Consider the following 16,643-nt stretch of genomic DNA (forward strand, 5'->3'; position numbering starts at 1 on the left):
GGTCCGTCCCGGCGCGTCGCGAATTATGCTTTTTCGACGCCGTCCGGCCGCCCCCGGCGCACCCGCGAATGGATATCCGTCTCGTTCCACTCGCGCTTCACGAACGGATTGGTCACAAACCGTCCTCCACGGGAATCGACAGCAAGGTGCGAGAGGAAGCTCTTCGGCGTCTTGCGGGTTGCGGCGCAATAACTGAAATACATGCAAAGTTCGGCGCGTGGGGCATACTTAAGAAGAATAATGTCTCTGGTACGGAAAGCGGTGTGACCATGGCTGAGGAGCGGCTTGAGAAGGCCGGTTTTGTGCGCGTCAGCGAGTCCGGCGACCTGGTGTTTTCCACGAGTGGCCGACAGTTTGCCGTCAGCGTGGACGATACGTTGGAACGCGCGATCCTCGAGGCCAAACAGATCAAAAGCGAGACGCAACGTATGCCGCAGCCGCATCAGCAATCCACGCTCCCGATTTCCCAGATTCAGTCGCTCATCCGCGCTGGCGCGGACCCCGCGCGCGTGGCGGAGCGCTACCATCTAAGCGAGACGCTGGTACGCCGGTTCTCCGCAGCCGTGGAGACCGAAAAGCAGTACGCCATTGAACAGTTCCTGACCGTGCCCGCGCCGAAGGACAGCCGCGTGCGAACCATCAGCGAGCTGGTGGAGCGCACGTTGGCCTCCGTGTCGATCGGCATGGAGTCGGTGACGTGGAAATCCACGCGCCGCGGGCTTGAACCGTGGCGGATTGTGGCCATCTTCAATTCCGCAGGACGTGAAATCCACGCCGAATGGACGTGGAACATGCACGACAACTCCGTGGTGTGCCTCAACAACGCCGCCCGCAAGCTGCTCGGCGAGCAGCATCCCGGCTCGCACGCCGCGGATTCCGGACTGCAGATCGACAGGGCAGATCTGCCGGGAGACTCCGTGCGCTCCGCACGTATCGAACGTGCGGTGTCCGCATGGGCCGCCCCGGCCGGCTCCTCGATGGCGACCGGCGCATCGGGAACCCTCTCCGGCACGCCCACCGGCTCGATGCCGCCCATCGACCTGCCCACAACCGGGTCGATTCCGGCGGTGAATCCGCTCAACAGCGCAACGGCGGCAGGCTCGGCGTCAGTGGGTTCGACGGCAGCCACCTCATCTACATCAGGCACCGTCTCCACCCCGGCCACTCTATCCGGCCTCCCATCGACGGGTCAGACCGCAAACGGCGAGTCCGCCACGGCCCCCATCGCCGTCCCCGGCACCGCAATCGCATCCGGCAGCCCGGACCCGGAAGCCGAAACGGTCTCAAAAGCCAAGCCCGACGCGCCCGCACGCCCGGCCAAGCGCCGCTCAGGCCGCTCCGCAGTCCCCAGTTGGGACGAAATCCTCTTCGGCGAATAGAAACAGCCCGCACCACGCGGACAGCCAGATTCGCCATCACGAGCCGTGTGCGGGTACGGACAACCGCAACCACGAGCTGTGGGGGTTTGGTGCATGACGCCCGACCGTAGACTCGGCCGAGCGGCCTTGAGCGTGTCGGGCGTCATGCACCAAACCCCCACAGCGTCAGACCACAACATCAGACCGTAACGATAACCCCAACATCAGCACGCAAAAATCCGCACGAAACCCTAGAGTCACGCAATCCCGGATTACGCAACCCCAAATTCACGCAACGTCGATCAGGCACGGGATATCCATCTCCAGCATGGTCTGCGAACCGTGCACGCTCGGCAGATGCGTGGCCTTGTCCGACTGGGTGCGCGAATCCACAAACGTGGCGGCGCCGGCGGCCTGTACGATCACGTCGCCGATCATCGGACGGACGCGGTCGGCCACCGGTCCGAACAGCCCATCCGCAATAGCCTCGTCGCGCGTGCGCACCAAAGCCGACTCCCCCAGGCGTGACCGCCATCGGCCGGCGATGGTCTCGGCGCTTTCGCCGTCGGCCGCGTACAGCATCAGCGAGCGTGGCTCGCCGCCCACCAGCGCCACACCCCGGCTGAGTTCGGGCTCGTCGGCGATGTCCACCCGCCGGTCCGGGTCCGTCTGCACCATGCCGTGATCGGCCACGATCACGATGAGCGTGCCCGCGGGAGCGTTGCGTCGCAGCAGGGCGAGCTGCGCGTCGATGTGTTCGAACGTGGCCACCCAGTTCTCGGAATCCCAACCGTGATTGTGCCCCACTTTGTCCGCGTCGCGGATATAGAGGTAGGTCAGGCCCGGCTCGCGCGCGGCACGGGCGGCGGCGAGCACGCGGTCGCGCGGGGTCACGCCGGCACGGTAGTCGCTGCCGCGCAGGGCCGCCTCGGTCAGGGGCGAGCCGGCGAACTTGGGTAATCCGGAGCTGGTGACGCGCACGCCCTGGGCCGCGAGCAGTTCGAACACCGTCGGCTCGCGTTGCAGGTCCCGTGGGTCGATCATGGGCGGGACGGGGACGTGTGGATTGGCGGGTTTGGGGGCGAGCGCGTCCTTGAACTGAATAAGCTGGATGAGTTTGCCGCTTGCAGGTTCGAGCTGCGTGTAGCCGGCCATGCCGGTCAGTCCCGGGCAGGTGCCGGTGCCGAATGAGGCCATCGCGGCCACGGTGGTGCTGGGCGCGCATGTGGCGATGGGACGCTGGTTGGCGGGCTCGTTCATCAGCGAGCGCAGATAGGGCGCGTGCCCCAGTCGCATGGCGAGGTTCCAGTAGCCGAGGCCGTCCACGAGCACCACGACGGCGGATGACGCGTCCGGCAGACCGAGGGCGCGCTGGCATGCCTTGGGGTCGGCGTGTACCGCGGTGGGCGTCGGATGCCCGATCGCGCTGGACAGGGCGGGCAGTACGGCGGACAGGTGCAACGCTCCCCCGCGCTCGCTCCCGCTGCCGCTCTCGTGCGCGTTCGCGTGGGTCTCCCGGTGACCATCAACGGCGTCCCCGTGGCCATCGGCGGTCCGGCCCGGCAAGGCATCCCCGTAGGTCGCGGTGGGCACCAGTCGCAGCAGTTCGTCCATATCCGGCGTCTCAACATTCATAGTTGTCCATTCAAGTCGCACCCCCCAACCTCACGGGTCGCCCCGGGAATCGCGCGTTCCACCGAATCGGCTAATATGGTGCGAGTTTGAAAGGGGTTCCATGGCATCACACCGCAAACCTTCCGTGCAGTCCTACGATCCGCGCACGGTCAAGGAGCATATCGTCGAGACGCCGTTGAACGAGGAGATGAGCAAGTCCTTCCTCGAGTATGCGTATTCGGTGATCTACGCTAGAGCCCTGCCCGATGCGCGCGACGGCATGAAGCCGGTGCAGCGCCGCATCGTCTATCAGATGGGCCAAATGAACCTCAATCCGGACCGTCCGTACATGAAGTCGGCCCGCGTAGTGGGCGAGGTGATGGGCAAGCTGCACCCGCACGGCGATTCGGCGATCTACGAGGCCATGGTGCGACTGGCCCAGCCGTTCGCCATGCGCCTGCCGCTCGTCGATGGCCACGGCAACTTCGGTTCGCTCGACGACGGTCCTGCAGCATCCCGTTACACCGAGGCGCGACTCGCCCCGGCGGCGCTCGGCATGAACGCGGATATCGACGAGGACACGGTCGACTTCACGCCGAACTACGACAACAAGCTCAAGGAGCCGACCGTACTGCCCTCCGCCATCCCGAACCTCCTGGTCAACGGCGGCTCGGGCATCGCCGTGGGCATGGCCACGAACCTCGCCACCCACAATCTCGGCGAGGTGGTGAACGCCGCGAAGTTCCTCATGGATCATCCGGACGCCACGCTCGAACAGCTGATGCGCTACGTGCCCGGCCCCGATTGGCCGACCGGCGGCACGATCATCGGACGCGACGGCATCCGCGAGGCCTACGAGACCGGGCGCGGCACGCTCACCACACGGGCGGCCACGCACATCGAGCACGTCACCGCCCGTAAGCAGGCGATTGTGGTGACCGAGCTGCCCTACATGGTGGGCCCGGAAAAAGTGATCGAACGTATCTCGGACGGCGTCAAAAGCCGCAAGCTGGAGGGCATCTCCGGCGCGTTCGACCTGACCGACCGTCATAACGGCACGCGTCTGGTCATCGAGATCAAGACCGGGTTCGACCCGCACGCCGTGCTGGTGCAGCTGTTCAAGCACACGCCGCTGCAGGACAACTTCGCCATGAACAACGTGGCGCTGGTGGGCGGCCGGCCCCACACGATGGGCTTGAAGGAGATGCTGCAGGTGTGGATCGACCACCGTCGCGTGGTGATCCGGCGCCGCAGCGAATTCCGCAAGAAGAAGGCGCAGGAGCGGCTGCATCTGGTCGAGGGCCTGCTGCTGGCCATGCTCGACATCGACGAGGTGATCCAGGTGATCCGCACCTCCGATGACGCCGACGCCGCCAAGACCCGGTTGATGGCCGTCTTCGACCTGGACGAGGTGCAGGCCCAGTACATCCTCGACCTGCGTCTGCGCCGATTGACCAAGATGAACCGTATCGAGCTCGAAGCCGAACGCGACGACCTGAAGAAGAGCATCGAGGAGCTCACCCGTATTCTGGCGTCCGCCGAGGCGCTGGACCGCGTGGTCACCGATGAGATGGATCAGGCCGTGGCCAAGTGGGGCACGCCACGGCGCACGATCCTGCTGGACGCGAATCCGGACGGCACGCTGACCCCGGTGGTGGCGCAGGGCGCCGGCACCTCGGCCACCGCATCCCGTACGGCGCTCGAGGCCGCGAAGGCGGCGGCCACGATCTCCTCCGCGGCCGCGGATGTGGAGGCCGCCGCTGCCGCCGCGAAGAAGAGCGGCGAAGCCGATGCGCTGACCGGAGCGCTCAAGATTGAGGACGAACCGTGCGTGGTGATGATGAGCGCCACCGGTCTGATCGCCCGCACCACGCCGAGCGCGATGGATGTGTTCCATGCCCGGTCCGCCTCCGATGCGCGCGTGCGCGACGACCAGATCACCACGATCTTCCCCACGTCCACGCAGGCCACGTACGCCCTCATCACCTCGGCGGGACGTCTGGTGCTGGCCCATGTGGTCGATCTGCCGGCATTGCCCGCCTCGGACACGCTGTCGCTCAAGGGCGGGGTCAAGGCCGACGAGCTGATCGGCATGACCGAATCGACCGATCCGATTCCGGACGAACGCGTGGTCACGGCGATCGCCATGGAACGGCCGTCCGACGGCAAGGCCGCGGACGAAGCAGCGGAGAACGTGAAAGCCGGCACCGACGGCGACGCCAATGCCGCGGACGCCCAGGATGCGCCACTGCCGTCGCTGGCCATCGGCACCCGTAACGGCGTGGTCAAACGCTGGAACCGCGAGGCGCCCACCACGATGGATTCGTGGCCGGTCATCGACCTGAAGGACGGCGACGAAGTGGTGTTCGCGGCCGTGGCCGAGGACGACGACCGTCTGGTGTTCGTCTCCTCCGATTCCTCGCTGCTCACCTTCGATGCGAGGAACGTGCGTCCGCAGGGCCGCACCGCCGGTGGCATGGCCGGCATCAAGCTGGCCGCAGGCGCGCGCGTCATGGCGTTCAACGTGGTGCCCGCCGGCAAGGTGGCGTGGACGTACGAGGAGGGCGAAAACGGATTGTCGTCGGGCTCCGGCGCGGTGGTGCTCACCGTCGCCGGCGACGCGGACGCACTGCCCGGCACCGAAAACGGCGCCGCCAAGGTAACCCCGTTGGAGATGTACCCCACCAAGGGCCGCGCCACGGGCGGCGTACGTTCGCAGCGCTTCCTCAAGGGCCAGAACACGCTGATTCTCGCATGGGTGGGCCTGTACCCGCTCAGGGCCTCGGCCTCCTCCGGCACACCGGTGGAACTGCCGAAGCCGGATATGCGCCGTGACGGTTCGGGCGTGGATCTCGCCGCACCGGTCGCCTTCATCGGCTGATCGCGCTCGCGTTGTTGCGGGGAGCGGGGCAGGCTGCTGTTCGGCTCCCCACTCCCCGCAACGGTTCGGGCTGATATATGGGAATGGGCGGGCAAGCGGCCGTTCCGTTCATTGCATGCCCATGCTTCTCCCTGCCGTCGGTCTCCCGACACCATTGACAGGGAGATTCCCTACATGCCCGGGCCTACACTGGAGTATCGAGGAGGTGTGCGATGAAGCTGTTGGTCGCCGCGTCGAATGAACCGTTGGCCCGCGCCATACGGGGGACCCTGCTGGGTGCGCATCATGAGGCCAATCAGGTCGGCACTGCCGATGCCGTGCTCGAGGCACTGAACGAGGACTCCTACAACGGGGTGGTGCTGGACGAGGATCTGGTGGACTCCCCCGCCAATGCCCTCATCGCCTCCATCCGCGACGTGCAGCCATCCGTGAAGATCCTGCTGCTCACCTCGACGCCGTTGAGCAAGGCGACGGGCGCGGGCAACCGCTGGCGCGCGCTGCCCGATGAATACGAGCCAATCAAGCCCGCCGGATATGCAGACGAAACCGGCGCCGCGGCCGCCAGCCAGCGCAACGAGGACGGTACGGCGATGGCCACGGGCGCAGTGGACGCGTCGGCGCCCGCAGGAGTGAGTACAGCTACCGCCGCGCTCACGAATCCCACACAATCATTATCCTCGTCGAACGCGGAACCCCTGCCGGCATCAGACGGGGAAGCCGACCCCGTAAAGGCCCCTGCGACTTCCGGCGCGATGCCGGGCAATCAGCCGGACGCCGTGTTGCGCAAGCCGTTCTCGGACACGGAGCTGCTCTCCTACATGGCGATGCTGTCCGCCGGCTCGCCCACGATGATCATCCGCGGCAACCTCACGCTGGACACCACCAACCGCAAGGCGTACTACGCCTCCACACATTCGCCGGTCACATTGTCACGGCTGGAATACAGCCTGCTGGAGGCGCTGGTGAAGGCCAACGGCGAATTCGTGAACACCCGTGAGCTGGTCAAACTCGTGGGCGGCCCGTTCTTCGAGCAGCAGGGACTGCTGCGCAACGCGCTGTACACCCTGGACAAGAAGCTCACCAAGGCCGGTCTCATCATGACCCAGCGCGGCTCCAACTGGCGCATCCGCTAGTGTTCTGCGTCATTACATACCCTGTGTTTCCATGTCCGCGCAGGGCATATGCGCCCTTTGGCATCCCGCAGCTGTCCCACGGTGTAGGGATTCGCCCATGATGTAGGGAACTTCCCATGGTGTAGGGAGCGGTTTTTCACTTTTCGCGGAATTCCGCCATTTTGCATCCCTACACCATGGGCAAATCCCTACATCATGGGAAGTTCCCTACATCATGGGGGTCCTTGCGGCTCGCAACATCCCCATGGGGGCTTTACTTCACCGACACGCAACTTGTTGCCATACCGGAAAGTGGTATTGTTTTCCGTAGCGGAAAGTGGTTTGGCCGCGGCGCACTCCGCGTTCCGGCCTCCAGCCCGGTCCTGCATAAGGAGGTCATCGTGACGGATATACGGCATACGCGGTCGAACGCCGACGACGCACCACACGATCTACGGCAGAGTCGGCAACCGCAGCAACACCAATCCGATGCGCGACACACATCGCAAATCACGCCAGCACCAGCATCTTCACCGGCATCGAACATGCCGACCGTGTCCGATGCGCCGGCCGCCTTGGATGTGCTGAGCGCCCTGGACACGGATCGGGCGCGGCTCGCCTCCGACTATTACGAGAGAAACCGCGTCCCGACCGTCATATGGGTGACGGTGATATATGGCATGATCACCCTGACGTATTGGCTGATTCCACAGGTGTTTCTCAACCGGTTCCATCAGCCGGGCAATCCCGCATGGCTCCTGTTCGCATTGCTGGCGGTCTCCGTGCTGTTGGTCTACGCGATGATGATGTTCACCTGCCACATGCAGGGCGTTGCCATCCAATGGCTTCCCCCACGGCCTGTGATGAAGAGCCGGCGGTTCCGAATCATCCTCGCCGTACATGCCATCGCCAATTTCATCCCGGCAGCCGTCGCCCTAGCGGTGGGCTATGCCACGAACGCCTGGTGGTCGGCCGTTGCGGTCACGGCAGTGGGTGCCGCATTCAACGGTTTCATGGAGCATCTTGAACTCAGCGAGACCATCCGCGCACTCAGGCAACGCACGACTCCCATCGGTGAACCCACCAGCGACGGGGAGACACATCATGGCGTCGGATGATCCAGAACCAATCTTCAACGAGGTAATCCACGCCCCGGTGCGGCTGCGCATCTGCGGACTGCTGGACACCTACGGCGCCCTGCGGTTCGATGTGCTGCGCGACACGCTTGGCATCAGCGACGCCACCTGCTCCAAGCATCTAAAGACACTCGCCGACCACGGTTACGTGCAATTGGACAAGAAGGCCGATGAGGGTGGCAAGGCGTACAAGGTCACATGGGTCAAGTTGACCAGCGGGGGCGGGTCCGCGTTCCGGTCGCATGTGGCAGCGTTGAGGCAGATCGTCGCCGGGCAATAGACCGCCGATAACCGCCAATAGCCACCAAGCCATAGCCGTCGCCCCACATCCGCCACAGCGGCCGCGGGATTCGCACAGTTCGCCAACCCAATATCACACACCATCGCCCGGCGTAAGCCATACCTGAAACCGCGGTTTCGCGCATGGTCTGGCGTGAGCATACCCGAAATCAACTTTCCGGCATCACCGGCCAATCCACGAATCGAGGCTCATATGAAGGCCGTCCTGTACAAGGATCTGCAGCAGATCCGGCATAACACGGCGATGCTCATCACCGCCGTCATCGCCATCGTGGCACCCCTCTCGCTGATCGCCACCATCACCCCGCTGGCCATGGGCCCTGACATGGCCGGAGTGATGCTGCGTTTCGCCGTCGCATCGTTCACGATGGGCCTGGCACCGACACTGGCGCTCGACGCGATCCGCAGCGACTTCGTCAACGGCACCATCGTTTCAGTACGCGCCTGCGGACGTCCGTTCCGGCAGTATCTCGCAGCGCAACTGGCGTACGCCGTAGTCCCTATCACCGTACTGTCCGCGGCGCTGATGGGGTTCGCGTTCCTCGACGCTCCCGCACTCCGCCCGACCATCGCGGGGCCGCAGGGCGTCGCGTTGACCGTCACGCCGACACTCGCCGCGCTGGCGCTGTACCTGTGGTCGATATTCATCAAGGGAAAGGCAATGATCATGACCACTACCACACTCGATTCCATCGCCGAGACGACGTCCGCGGCATCTGCCCCCGTGACTTCTGATTCGGCGGTATCCCCGCTCACGGCCTCCGATTCCGCGGCCTCCGGCATGCCCTCCGCATCAGGAACGGCCGCGGTGGCACCCACAGGCCCGACCCCGCTCGCCATCCGCGTCACGGACATGACGTTCGGATACAGGCGTCGCAAACCCGTACTCGAGCACATCGACCTCGATGTGCCGGCCGGTCAGTCATTGGGCATTCTCGGCTACAACGGCGTGGGCAAGACCACCCTGTTCGGCGTGATCACCGGACTGCTGCGCCCGCAGACGGGATCCGCGACCATCAACGAGGCCGTATTCCATTCCATGCGCGAGGTGTTCCAGCTCACCGATTCGGGCAATCTCTCCCCCACGATGACCATCCGCGAGAATCTCAGGTTCCGTTCGATGCTGTACGCCACGCATGACGACCAGCATCCGCTTGACCTGAAGCACCTTGACCGACTGCCGATGGTCCGCGCGTTCGAACTCGGCGAGCATCTCGACAAGAAGGTCAAGGATCTTTCCAGCGGATTGAGGAAGCGTGCGGGCATCATGGCCGGCATGCTGTTCGATCCCCGGCTCATCCTGCTGGACGAGCCGACCAACGCGGTCGATCCGGTCACCCGGCAGCTCCTCATCGATCTGATGCGGCAGCTCAAGGCGGATGGACGCACGATACTGACCATCACGCATGACCTCGACTACTGCTGGGAGGTCGCCGACCGTGTGATCGTTCTGGATGACAAGCGTGTGGTCAAAGATTGCCTGCTCGCCGACTTCGGCGATATCGACGCCTTCCGGCAAGCGGCCACGCTCGGCCGCGAGCGCGATCATGTGGACTTCGGATTGGGAGGTGCGCGATGAAGGCGATGCTCTGGCACGACTGGACGCTGCTACGTAAAAGCCCGTTATACTTGGCGTTTGCCGTGGGCATGTGGCTGTTCATACCGATCATGCTCGCCGTACTATTGGGCGGCTCCTCGCCGCAGCAACTGGCTACGATCAATGTATGGGGCATGGCGCAGGGACTGGCGGCGTGGTATGGGTATACCGCATCGATGCTGGCCTTCGGCACGTTGTATTCCAATTCGTCTTCGATGGACTTGAGCGAAGTGCCGCGAACCGACGGCACGTTGGAGAACTGGCGCGGTTCGGGGCGCTCGATGCTGGGATACTGCCTGGCCAAGAGTCTGCTTCCTGTGCTCCTCGCGGAGTTCATGATCCTGACCACCGTGGGCTATCTGGCATGGGCAGGGCTCGATGCCTCAGCCACCGTCATGCGGGTCATCTATGTCGTACTGGCACCGGCGGTGCTGTCATTCGCGACCGAGCAGATGTTCCTCGCCACTCACACCGGCTCGATGGGTTCGCTATCGGCGGCGACCCTGATTGCATCGCTTCCCATGCTGCTGCTTACGGTGCTGGCGTTCACACTCACCTTGCCGTGGGTGTTGGCCGTGATGGTCGTCTTCGGCCTGGTTGCCATGGGCGCGACCGTGGTCTCCTGCAACCGCCGTTATCCGCGGGTACTGGGACCGATTGTGGCCCGGCGACCGTAACCAGCTTGGCGGCTCCCAACGAGTGTTGACCGGCTCGTCGTCCCGATGGCTATCCAGGACTCGCATGCCACCGTTCATGTACCGCATTCAATGCGTCGTCTGCAATGCGTCATCTTCACCACCCGTCTTCGGAACACAGCACCGCGGCGACGTCAGTACAGGCGCATGCCTTGGGGGACGGGAACGAAGCCGGCCTGATGGAGGATGCGCGCGAAGGGGTGACGGGCATTCAACGGTTCGCCATTGACGTCCGCGAAGGTCACGGTTCCGGAGCCGTCCCGCTTGAGCGCATAGGCCAGTTCGGACGCCGCCCTCCGCAACCGGTCTTCGCTATCGGTCGCGGCATCCTGATGATCCGACGAGTCGAATACCGTGAGCCGCTTGGATTTGACCGTGGCATAAAGCATGGGGCCCTGTGCGCCCAGCACCACGACGGAGCCGGCGCGTCTGACCGGTTTGGCGGCGTTGGCGGTGATGGCCGGCCAGCCAATGGCGGTGCCGGCAAGATTCGCCGGGTCGAGCACGCTCAATGCCATCACTGAATGTGACCGCTCTTCCAACGGATGTCTCAGCGCGTCCACGGTCTCACGTTCCGCGAATTGGGCCGCGCCGAAGCCGCGGACGAACATGCCGCGGACCAGACGGCCATGCTCCTCCAAGCGTTTCAACACCGGGTACAGCGCGGAATAGCCGCCGGGCACGTTCTCGCGGTCGACCAGAGGCTGGGCGATGATGCCATAACGGTCCAGCAGCACATCGATCAGCGCGAGCATGCGCTCGGCCTGTTCCCGCTGCATGTCCTCCGCTTCCTGGTTTACACCGGGCACGGCCGACCATAGTCCGCCCAACGTCATATCCGTGACGGCGCGACGGATTGGAGCCACCCTTCCGCGCCGATGCGATGCGCCGGTTTTGCGCGGGGTACTCGAGCCCGCGCTCAATGCACGCACGGGCGCGAAGCTGGAATTGGTGACTCTTCCCTGCCATACCAGACTCCACAGGGCGTCCTTGAACTGCCGCTCGCTCCACTCCTGCGGGATGATCTCGCCGGTGTTCGGGTTGATGTCCGGTTCGACGGTCTCGTTCCAGACACGCTTGGCCGCATCCGCCAACTGCCGCGCATGGAAGGCGCCACCGGAATCCAGCGCCGCGAGTATCGATTCGGGCACGGTGACGGATGGCCCGTCCGGACCGCCACGCCCCGGCGGTATCGCTCCCGACGGCGCAGTTCCCGACGGCGCCAAGCCCGATGACACCGCTCCCGACGGCGCTGAACTCGACGATACCCTGCCCGATGGCAATGAGGCTGATAGTGCCGGGCCGGAAAGCATTGAGTCCAGAAGCAACGAGTCGACCGGATGGAACGCCACCTCGCCGGTCTCCAGCGCACCGGTGGCACCGGTCTTGGACCCGACCCAGACCACGTCGCCGGAGGTCAGCAGTTCGTCCAGCAACGCCGGCTGGTAATCGCGCACACGGGCGGGGAAAACGAAGGATTCCCACAACGCGGCGGGCAACGTCACGCCCTCGAGCTGTTCGATGACGCGCATCAGCCCGTCCGCGTCCTCGTATCGCTCGCCACCCACTGGTCCTACGCCTTGCTGGTCGAGCAGGAACATTTGGTAGGCGGACGGTTCGACCGGTTTGATCGTCTTGCGCGCCTTGGCCAGCGACCGCGAGCGTATGCGGCGGAAAACGTCTTTGTGCAGCCATTGAACCGCTGCAGCGCCGTTGCCGGCCGACGTCATCCCATCGGAGTCCGCATCAGTGGAGTCCGCATCCATGAAATGCCCTTGCAGCAGCTCGCCCTTGGCGGCGAGCGCATCCAGCGTATGCACGGCATCCGTGGCGGTCAGATGGAGATCGGCGATAAGCCGTTCCCCGGTAAAGGGGCCATGCGTTTTGGCGTAACGGGTCACACGGCCGGTCAGGTCGTCGTCCGCGAGCTCGTTCCAGAAGGTGTGCTCCTTGAGCTCCCGTTCGACATCGCGGATCACGTCCGGGTCCAGCACCTGCGCCATGTCCGTGGAGCCCAGCAGCCGTTCCAGCACCTGCGGATCGAGGGACAGCAGCTGCGCGCTGCGTTCGGCCTGCGGCTGGTCGTACTGGTACATGACCGCGCCGACGAAGCCGAAGAGGATGTTCTCGGCGAATGGCGATGGCGTGTCGGTTTCCACGTCCTTCACGACGATAGCGCCGGATTGGAGCCCGGTCATCACCTCGTCGAGCGCGGGCATGTCGTAGACATCCTGTAGGCATTCGCGAGCCGTTTCAAGCAGTAGCGGGAAGTTTTTGGCCGTACGCGCGGATTGCAGCAGTTGCGCGGCCCTGAGCCGCTGCTGCCACAGGGGCACGCGGCGGCCGGGTTCGGAACGCGGCATGAACAGCGACCGGGCGGCGCATTCGCGGAACCGAGCGGCGAACAGCACGGACTCGCCCACCTGACGTTCCACGTCCGCCCTCAGGTCTTCGGGATCGAACAGGAACAGGTCCGCCATGGGGATATGGCCTTCGCCGTCCGGCAGTTGGATCACGATGCCATCGTCCGCAGCGTAGGCCTGACCGTCGAAACCGTACCGGGTGGCGAGTCGGCGGCTGATGGCCATGGCCCATGGTTCGTGCACGCGACGGCCGAAGGGACTGAGCAGTACGACTCGCCATCCTCCGTCCTCGTCACGGGTGCGTTCGACCACCAGAGTGTGGTCGTCGGGCACCACTCCCGTGGCGGACCGCTGTTCCGACAGCAGTCGGGCGAGGTTGCTGACGGCGTTATCGTCGAGGCCGTCGTGGCGGAGTCGATTGAGGATGGCCGTGCCGAAGGTGGGCGAGGACGGGGTGGTTGCTGTGATGGGGGTTTCCTCGGAGATCCCCTCAGTCTGCTGCGCAGCCAGCTCCCCTCGGAGAGGGGAGCCAAGTATCGTTTCCCCGGCATGGGGAATCGCTTCCCGTAGCTTCTTTCGGAGAGGGGAGCTGGGATTGGGAACGAACCGACTGGAACTGTCTTCGGGAGAGGGGACGGATCGGCCGGGGTCTCCCTCATGACTCCCCTCAGTCTGCTGTGCAGACAGCTCCCCTCGGAGAAGGGAGCCGGATATCGCATCCTTGTCTTTGCGCGGGAGGGCGGGGGCAAATATGAGGCCGGCGCTGGTCTCGCGGAGGAAACGGCCTATCGTGCGACTGAAGCCGTAGTCGCGACCGGCGCCTTCACCATGCCAGAACGGCAGGCGTGCGGTGCGGCCCGGTGCCGGGGTCACCACCACGCGATCCCGCGTGATCTCCTGAATCTGCCATGTGGAGGTGCCAAGTGTGATGACGTCGCCCACGCGCGATTCGTAGACCATCTCCTCATCGAGCTCACCCACGCGGCGCTGCCCCTTGCCCGCGTCCGCCTCGGGCAACACCACGGTGTACAGGCCACGGTCGGGTATCGTGCCGCCGGAGGTCACGGCGATCTTCTGCGCGCCGGGTCTGGCGGAAATGACGCCGTCCTCCCGGTTCCACATCAGGCGAGGCTTGAACGCGGAGAATTCCTCGGCGTTGTATGCGCCGGACATCATGCCGATCACCGCGTCGAACATGTCCCTTGGAAGCTTGGCGAAGGGTGCCGCCCTGCATACCGTGGCATACCATTCATCCGCATCGAGATTATGCATCGAGGCGGCGGCCACGGTCTGCTGGGCCAGCACGTCGAGCGGGTTCCTGGGCACGGCAAGCGGCTCGATGTCCCCGGTCGCCATGGCCTCCAGACTCGCCGCGCCGGTGACGATCTGCATACGGGTGAGTGGATAGAACAACGCATGTGAGACGCCGCCCACCTGATGGTCGGCACGGCCTACACGTTGCAGGCCTGAGGACACCGACAATGGCGTATCGACCTGAATCACCAGATCCACCGAACCCATATCGATGCCAAGTTCGAGGCTGGAGGTGGCCACCACGCAGCGCAGTTCGCCGCGCTTGAGCCGTTCCTCGATAAGTTTGCGGCGGTCCTTGGAGACCGAGCCGTGATGCGCCATCGCGATGACGTCCTCGCCCTCATGCGAGCCGACCAACATGGTGGTGGATCCCACCACGGCGTCGTAATGCGCAGCGAAGCCCTCACGGCCTTCGGGCGAGCCGAGATAGCCATCGGCATGGCCGGAATCCGCCGGCACGGCGCCGTGATGGCTTTCGGCGTACATGTCGTTAAGCCGTGCGGTGAGCTTTTCGGCCACGCCACGCGAGTTGACGAACACCAGCGTGGTGCGGTGCGCGAGGATCTCATCGAGGATGCTGCGCTCCACCACCGGCCAAATCGAACCCGAGGTGCGGTCGCCGCGCGCACCGACGATCGCGGAGAAGTCCGCCCGCCCGCCGCCGGACGCGCCCACGCTCCCATATTCATCATCGGTCGGTAATCCGCCGGCATGTGATCCGGGCAACCCCATGCGTTCGGCGAGCCGTTGCATGGCGGGTGTGACACCGCTGATATGCGGCATCGAGGCATGACCGCCCGGGGGCACGTCCACGCCGCCGGCACGCTGCGGCACATTGGCGGAATCGAGGTCGCGCATATCCGCCAACGGTTCGACCATGCGCAGAGCCATGGCGGGCCGCCCGCCGGGATTCACGATGGTCACGGGCCGCCCGCCGCCCAGAAACCGCGCTGCCTCCTCGGGCGGGTTCACGGTGGCCGACAGACCGATACGCTGCAAAGGCGACGCATCTCGCGCAATCACGCGCGGGGCCCCTTCACCCTGTACGGAATCACCCGATGCGGAGCCGCCCTGTGCTGAGCCGCCCAATACAAGCCCATCGGATTCCGCAGGAATCATCTCAATGCCGCTGCGGTCCTGCACAATGGGATTTCCTGCAGGACAAGCGTTACCACCAAGAACACCCTGCACCATACGACCGCCACCAGTGCGACCATCATCGGCATCCCCGTCACCGCCGTCACGGTCCATCGCCTCGCGTCTGCGTGATTCCACGACCAATCGTTCAAGCCGCTCAAGGCTCAACGCCAGGTGGGCGCCGCGTTTGGTGCCTGCCACGGCGTGAATCTCGTCCACGATCACCGTGTCGACGGTGGAGAGGATGCGACCGGCCTTCGAGGTGAGCAGCAGATACAGCGATTCCGGCGTGGTGACCAGGATGTCCGGCGGATGGGATGCGATGCGCCTCCGCTCCTGTGCGGTGGTGTCCCCCGAGCGGGTGGCGACGGCAATCGTGGGCACGGGCCTCCCCTGCGCTTCGCATTGCATGGCGATGCCCTCGAGCGGCCGTTCGAGGTTTTTGGCCACATCCACCGCCAGCGCCTTGAGCGGTGAGATGTAGAGCACCCTTACACCTTTGCGCCCACGTCTCGGCCGGGGCGAGACCATCAGCCGATCAATCGCCGAAAGGAACGCCGCCAACGTCTTGCCGGAGCCAGTAGGCGCGATGACCAGCACATTGCGCCCCGACCGGATCGCCGGCCACGCCTGAGCCTGCGCCTCGGTGGGCCTACCGAAGGCGTGCTCGAACCACACCCGCGTGGGTTCGGCGAACAGACTCAAACTTTCGTACATATGTTCGATTATATCGAACACCCAAGGACATCACCGCGCCGCGCGGTCGATTGCGGGAGAACGCACAGCTAGTATGCCGCGCCAAAAGTTCGTTGAATATATTATTGGCTCTCCTTGTTAGGGGAGCTGGCCTGCGAAGCGGGTCTGAGGGGTAGTGAATTAATAAGGCGCTATTGCTGTTTTCGTGGGTGGTTGTTTGCCGGTGAGGCGTTGAACCGGTAAGAGAAGAGCGCTTTTTGGTTAGGATGTTCATCGACCAAGAAAAACACAACCGAAAAGCGCCTGATGAACAGCATATTCAAACAGCTCCTCAACGTCAAAGGCATGGTCGTCGAGAACGTNTGCATCGTCGATGGTCCCATGCGCCCCGAACCCGTGCTCGAGGTGCGGGTGCGTCCGCGTGCGGGCATGCTCAGGTG

At 64.6% G+C, this 16,643-nt stretch carries 8 protein-coding genes and 3 pseudogenes; 7 read left to right on the forward strand and 4 right to left on the reverse strand.

The features are described from left to right. Positions 1–269: 269 nt before the first annotated feature. Positions 270–1,379 carry a septation protein SepH gene (gene sepH, locus BMYO_RS09085; RefSeq protein ID WP_094668169.1) on the forward strand — a complete coding sequence of 370 codons (1,110 nt, stop codon included), beginning with the start codon at positions 270–272 and terminating at the stop codon, positions 1,377–1,379. Between the two features lie 267 nt (positions 1,380–1,646). Here sepH and BMYO_RS09090 read toward each other — a convergent pair whose 3' ends face one another. Continuing rightward, the gene (locus tag BMYO_RS09090; protein ID WP_169834118.1) at positions 1,647–2,993 is read right to left on the reverse strand and encodes an alkaline phosphatase family protein; all 1,347 of its coding nucleotides are present in this window, start codon (positions 2,991–2,993) and stop codon (positions 1,647–1,649) included. A 100-nt stretch (positions 2,994–3,093) separates the two neighbouring features. On the opposite strand from BMYO_RS09090, the gene BMYO_RS09095 reads away from it, so the two are divergent. The 6 genes from BMYO_RS09095 (at position 3,094) to BMYO_RS09120 (ending at position 10,675) form a co-directional block, all read left to right on the forward strand. Continuing rightward, positions 3,094–5,853: a DNA gyrase/topoisomerase IV subunit A gene (locus BMYO_RS09095; protein ID WP_094668152.1), complete on the forward strand. Its 2,760-nt coding sequence runs from the start codon at positions 3,094–3,096 to the stop codon at positions 5,851–5,853. Positions 5,854–6,065: 212 nt separating this feature from the next. Beyond that, a complete protein-coding gene (locus tag BMYO_RS12205; protein ID WP_233428237.1) occupies positions 6,066–6,986 on the forward strand; it encodes a response regulator transcription factor in 921 nt (306 codons plus the stop codon). Between the two features lie 524 nt (positions 6,987–7,510). Further along, positions 7,511–8,083 carry a hypothetical protein gene (locus BMYO_RS09105; protein WP_094668153.1) on the forward strand — a complete coding sequence of 191 codons (573 nt, stop codon included), beginning with the start codon at positions 7,511–7,513 and terminating at the stop codon, positions 8,081–8,083. After that, positions 8,070–8,381 (forward strand): transcriptional regulator, encoded by a 312-nt coding sequence (locus BMYO_RS09110; protein WP_094668154.1) that lies wholly within the window; start codon positions 8,070–8,072, stop codon positions 8,379–8,381. The genes BMYO_RS09105 and BMYO_RS09110 overlap by 14 nt, the downstream gene beginning before the upstream one ends. A gap of 213 nt (positions 8,382–8,594) precedes the next feature. Then, positions 8,595–9,980, forward strand: coding sequence for an ATP-binding cassette domain-containing protein (locus BMYO_RS12210; RefSeq protein ID WP_233428238.1), 1,386 nt, complete (start codon positions 8,595–8,597; stop codon positions 9,978–9,980). Then, positions 9,977–10,675 (forward strand): hypothetical protein, encoded by a 699-nt coding sequence (locus BMYO_RS09120; RefSeq protein WP_094668155.1) that lies wholly within the window; start codon positions 9,977–9,979, stop codon positions 10,673–10,675. Before BMYO_RS12210 ends, BMYO_RS09120 begins: the two co-directional genes overlap by 4 nt. Positions 10,676–10,827: 152 nt before the next feature. On the opposite strand, the pseudogene BMYO_RS12670 reads toward BMYO_RS09120, so the two are convergent. The 3 pseudogenes from BMYO_RS12670 to BMYO_RS12640 form a co-directional block, all read right to left on the reverse strand. Next, positions 10,828–11,853: pseudogene (locus BMYO_RS12670) on the reverse strand (Lhr family helicase); the annotation flags it as partial. 123 nt (positions 11,854–11,976) lie between these two features. Continuing rightward, a pseudogene (locus BMYO_RS12215) lies at positions 11,977–15,564 on the reverse strand (Lhr family ATP-dependent helicase); the annotation flags it as partial. Further along, positions 15,550–16,224, reverse strand: a pseudogene (locus BMYO_RS12640) (DEAD/DEAH box helicase); the annotation flags it as partial. The pseudogenes BMYO_RS12215 and BMYO_RS12640, both read right to left, overlap by 15 nt. Between the last annotated feature and the right edge of the window lie 419 nt (positions 16,225–16,643).

The sequence above is a fragment of the Bifidobacterium myosotis genome (assembly GCF_002259745.1).
Lineage (GTDB): Bacteria > Actinomycetota > Actinomycetes > Actinomycetales > Bifidobacteriaceae > Bifidobacterium > Bifidobacterium myosotis.

Excerpts from the sequence above, each read along its gene's own strand:
- sepH (WP_094668169.1), top strand. The coding sequence starts at position 270 with ATGGCTGAGGAGCGGCTTGAGAAGGCCGGTTTTGTGCGCGTCAGCGAG.
- BMYO_RS09090 (WP_169834118.1), bottom strand. The coding sequence starts at position 2,993 with ATGAATGTTGAGACGCCGGATATGGACGAACTGCTGCGACTGGTGCCC.
- BMYO_RS09095 (WP_094668152.1), top strand. The coding sequence starts at position 3,094 with ATGGCATCACACCGCAAACCTTCCGTGCAGTCCTACGATCCGCGCACG.
- BMYO_RS12205 (WP_233428237.1), top strand. The coding sequence starts at position 6,066 with ATGAAGCTGTTGGTCGCCGCGTCGAATGAACCGTTGGCCCGCGCCATA.
- BMYO_RS09105 (WP_094668153.1), top strand. The coding sequence starts at position 7,511 with ATGCCGACCGTGTCCGATGCGCCGGCCGCCTTGGATGTGCTGAGCGCC.
- BMYO_RS09110 (WP_094668154.1), top strand. The coding sequence starts at position 8,070 with ATGGCGTCGGATGATCCAGAACCAATCTTCAACGAGGTAATCCACGCC.
- BMYO_RS12210 (WP_233428238.1), top strand. The coding sequence starts at position 8,595 with ATGAAGGCCGTCCTGTACAAGGATCTGCAGCAGATCCGGCATAACACG.
- BMYO_RS09120 (WP_094668155.1), top strand. The coding sequence starts at position 9,977 with ATGAAGGCGATGCTCTGGCACGACTGGACGCTGCTACGTAAAAGCCCG.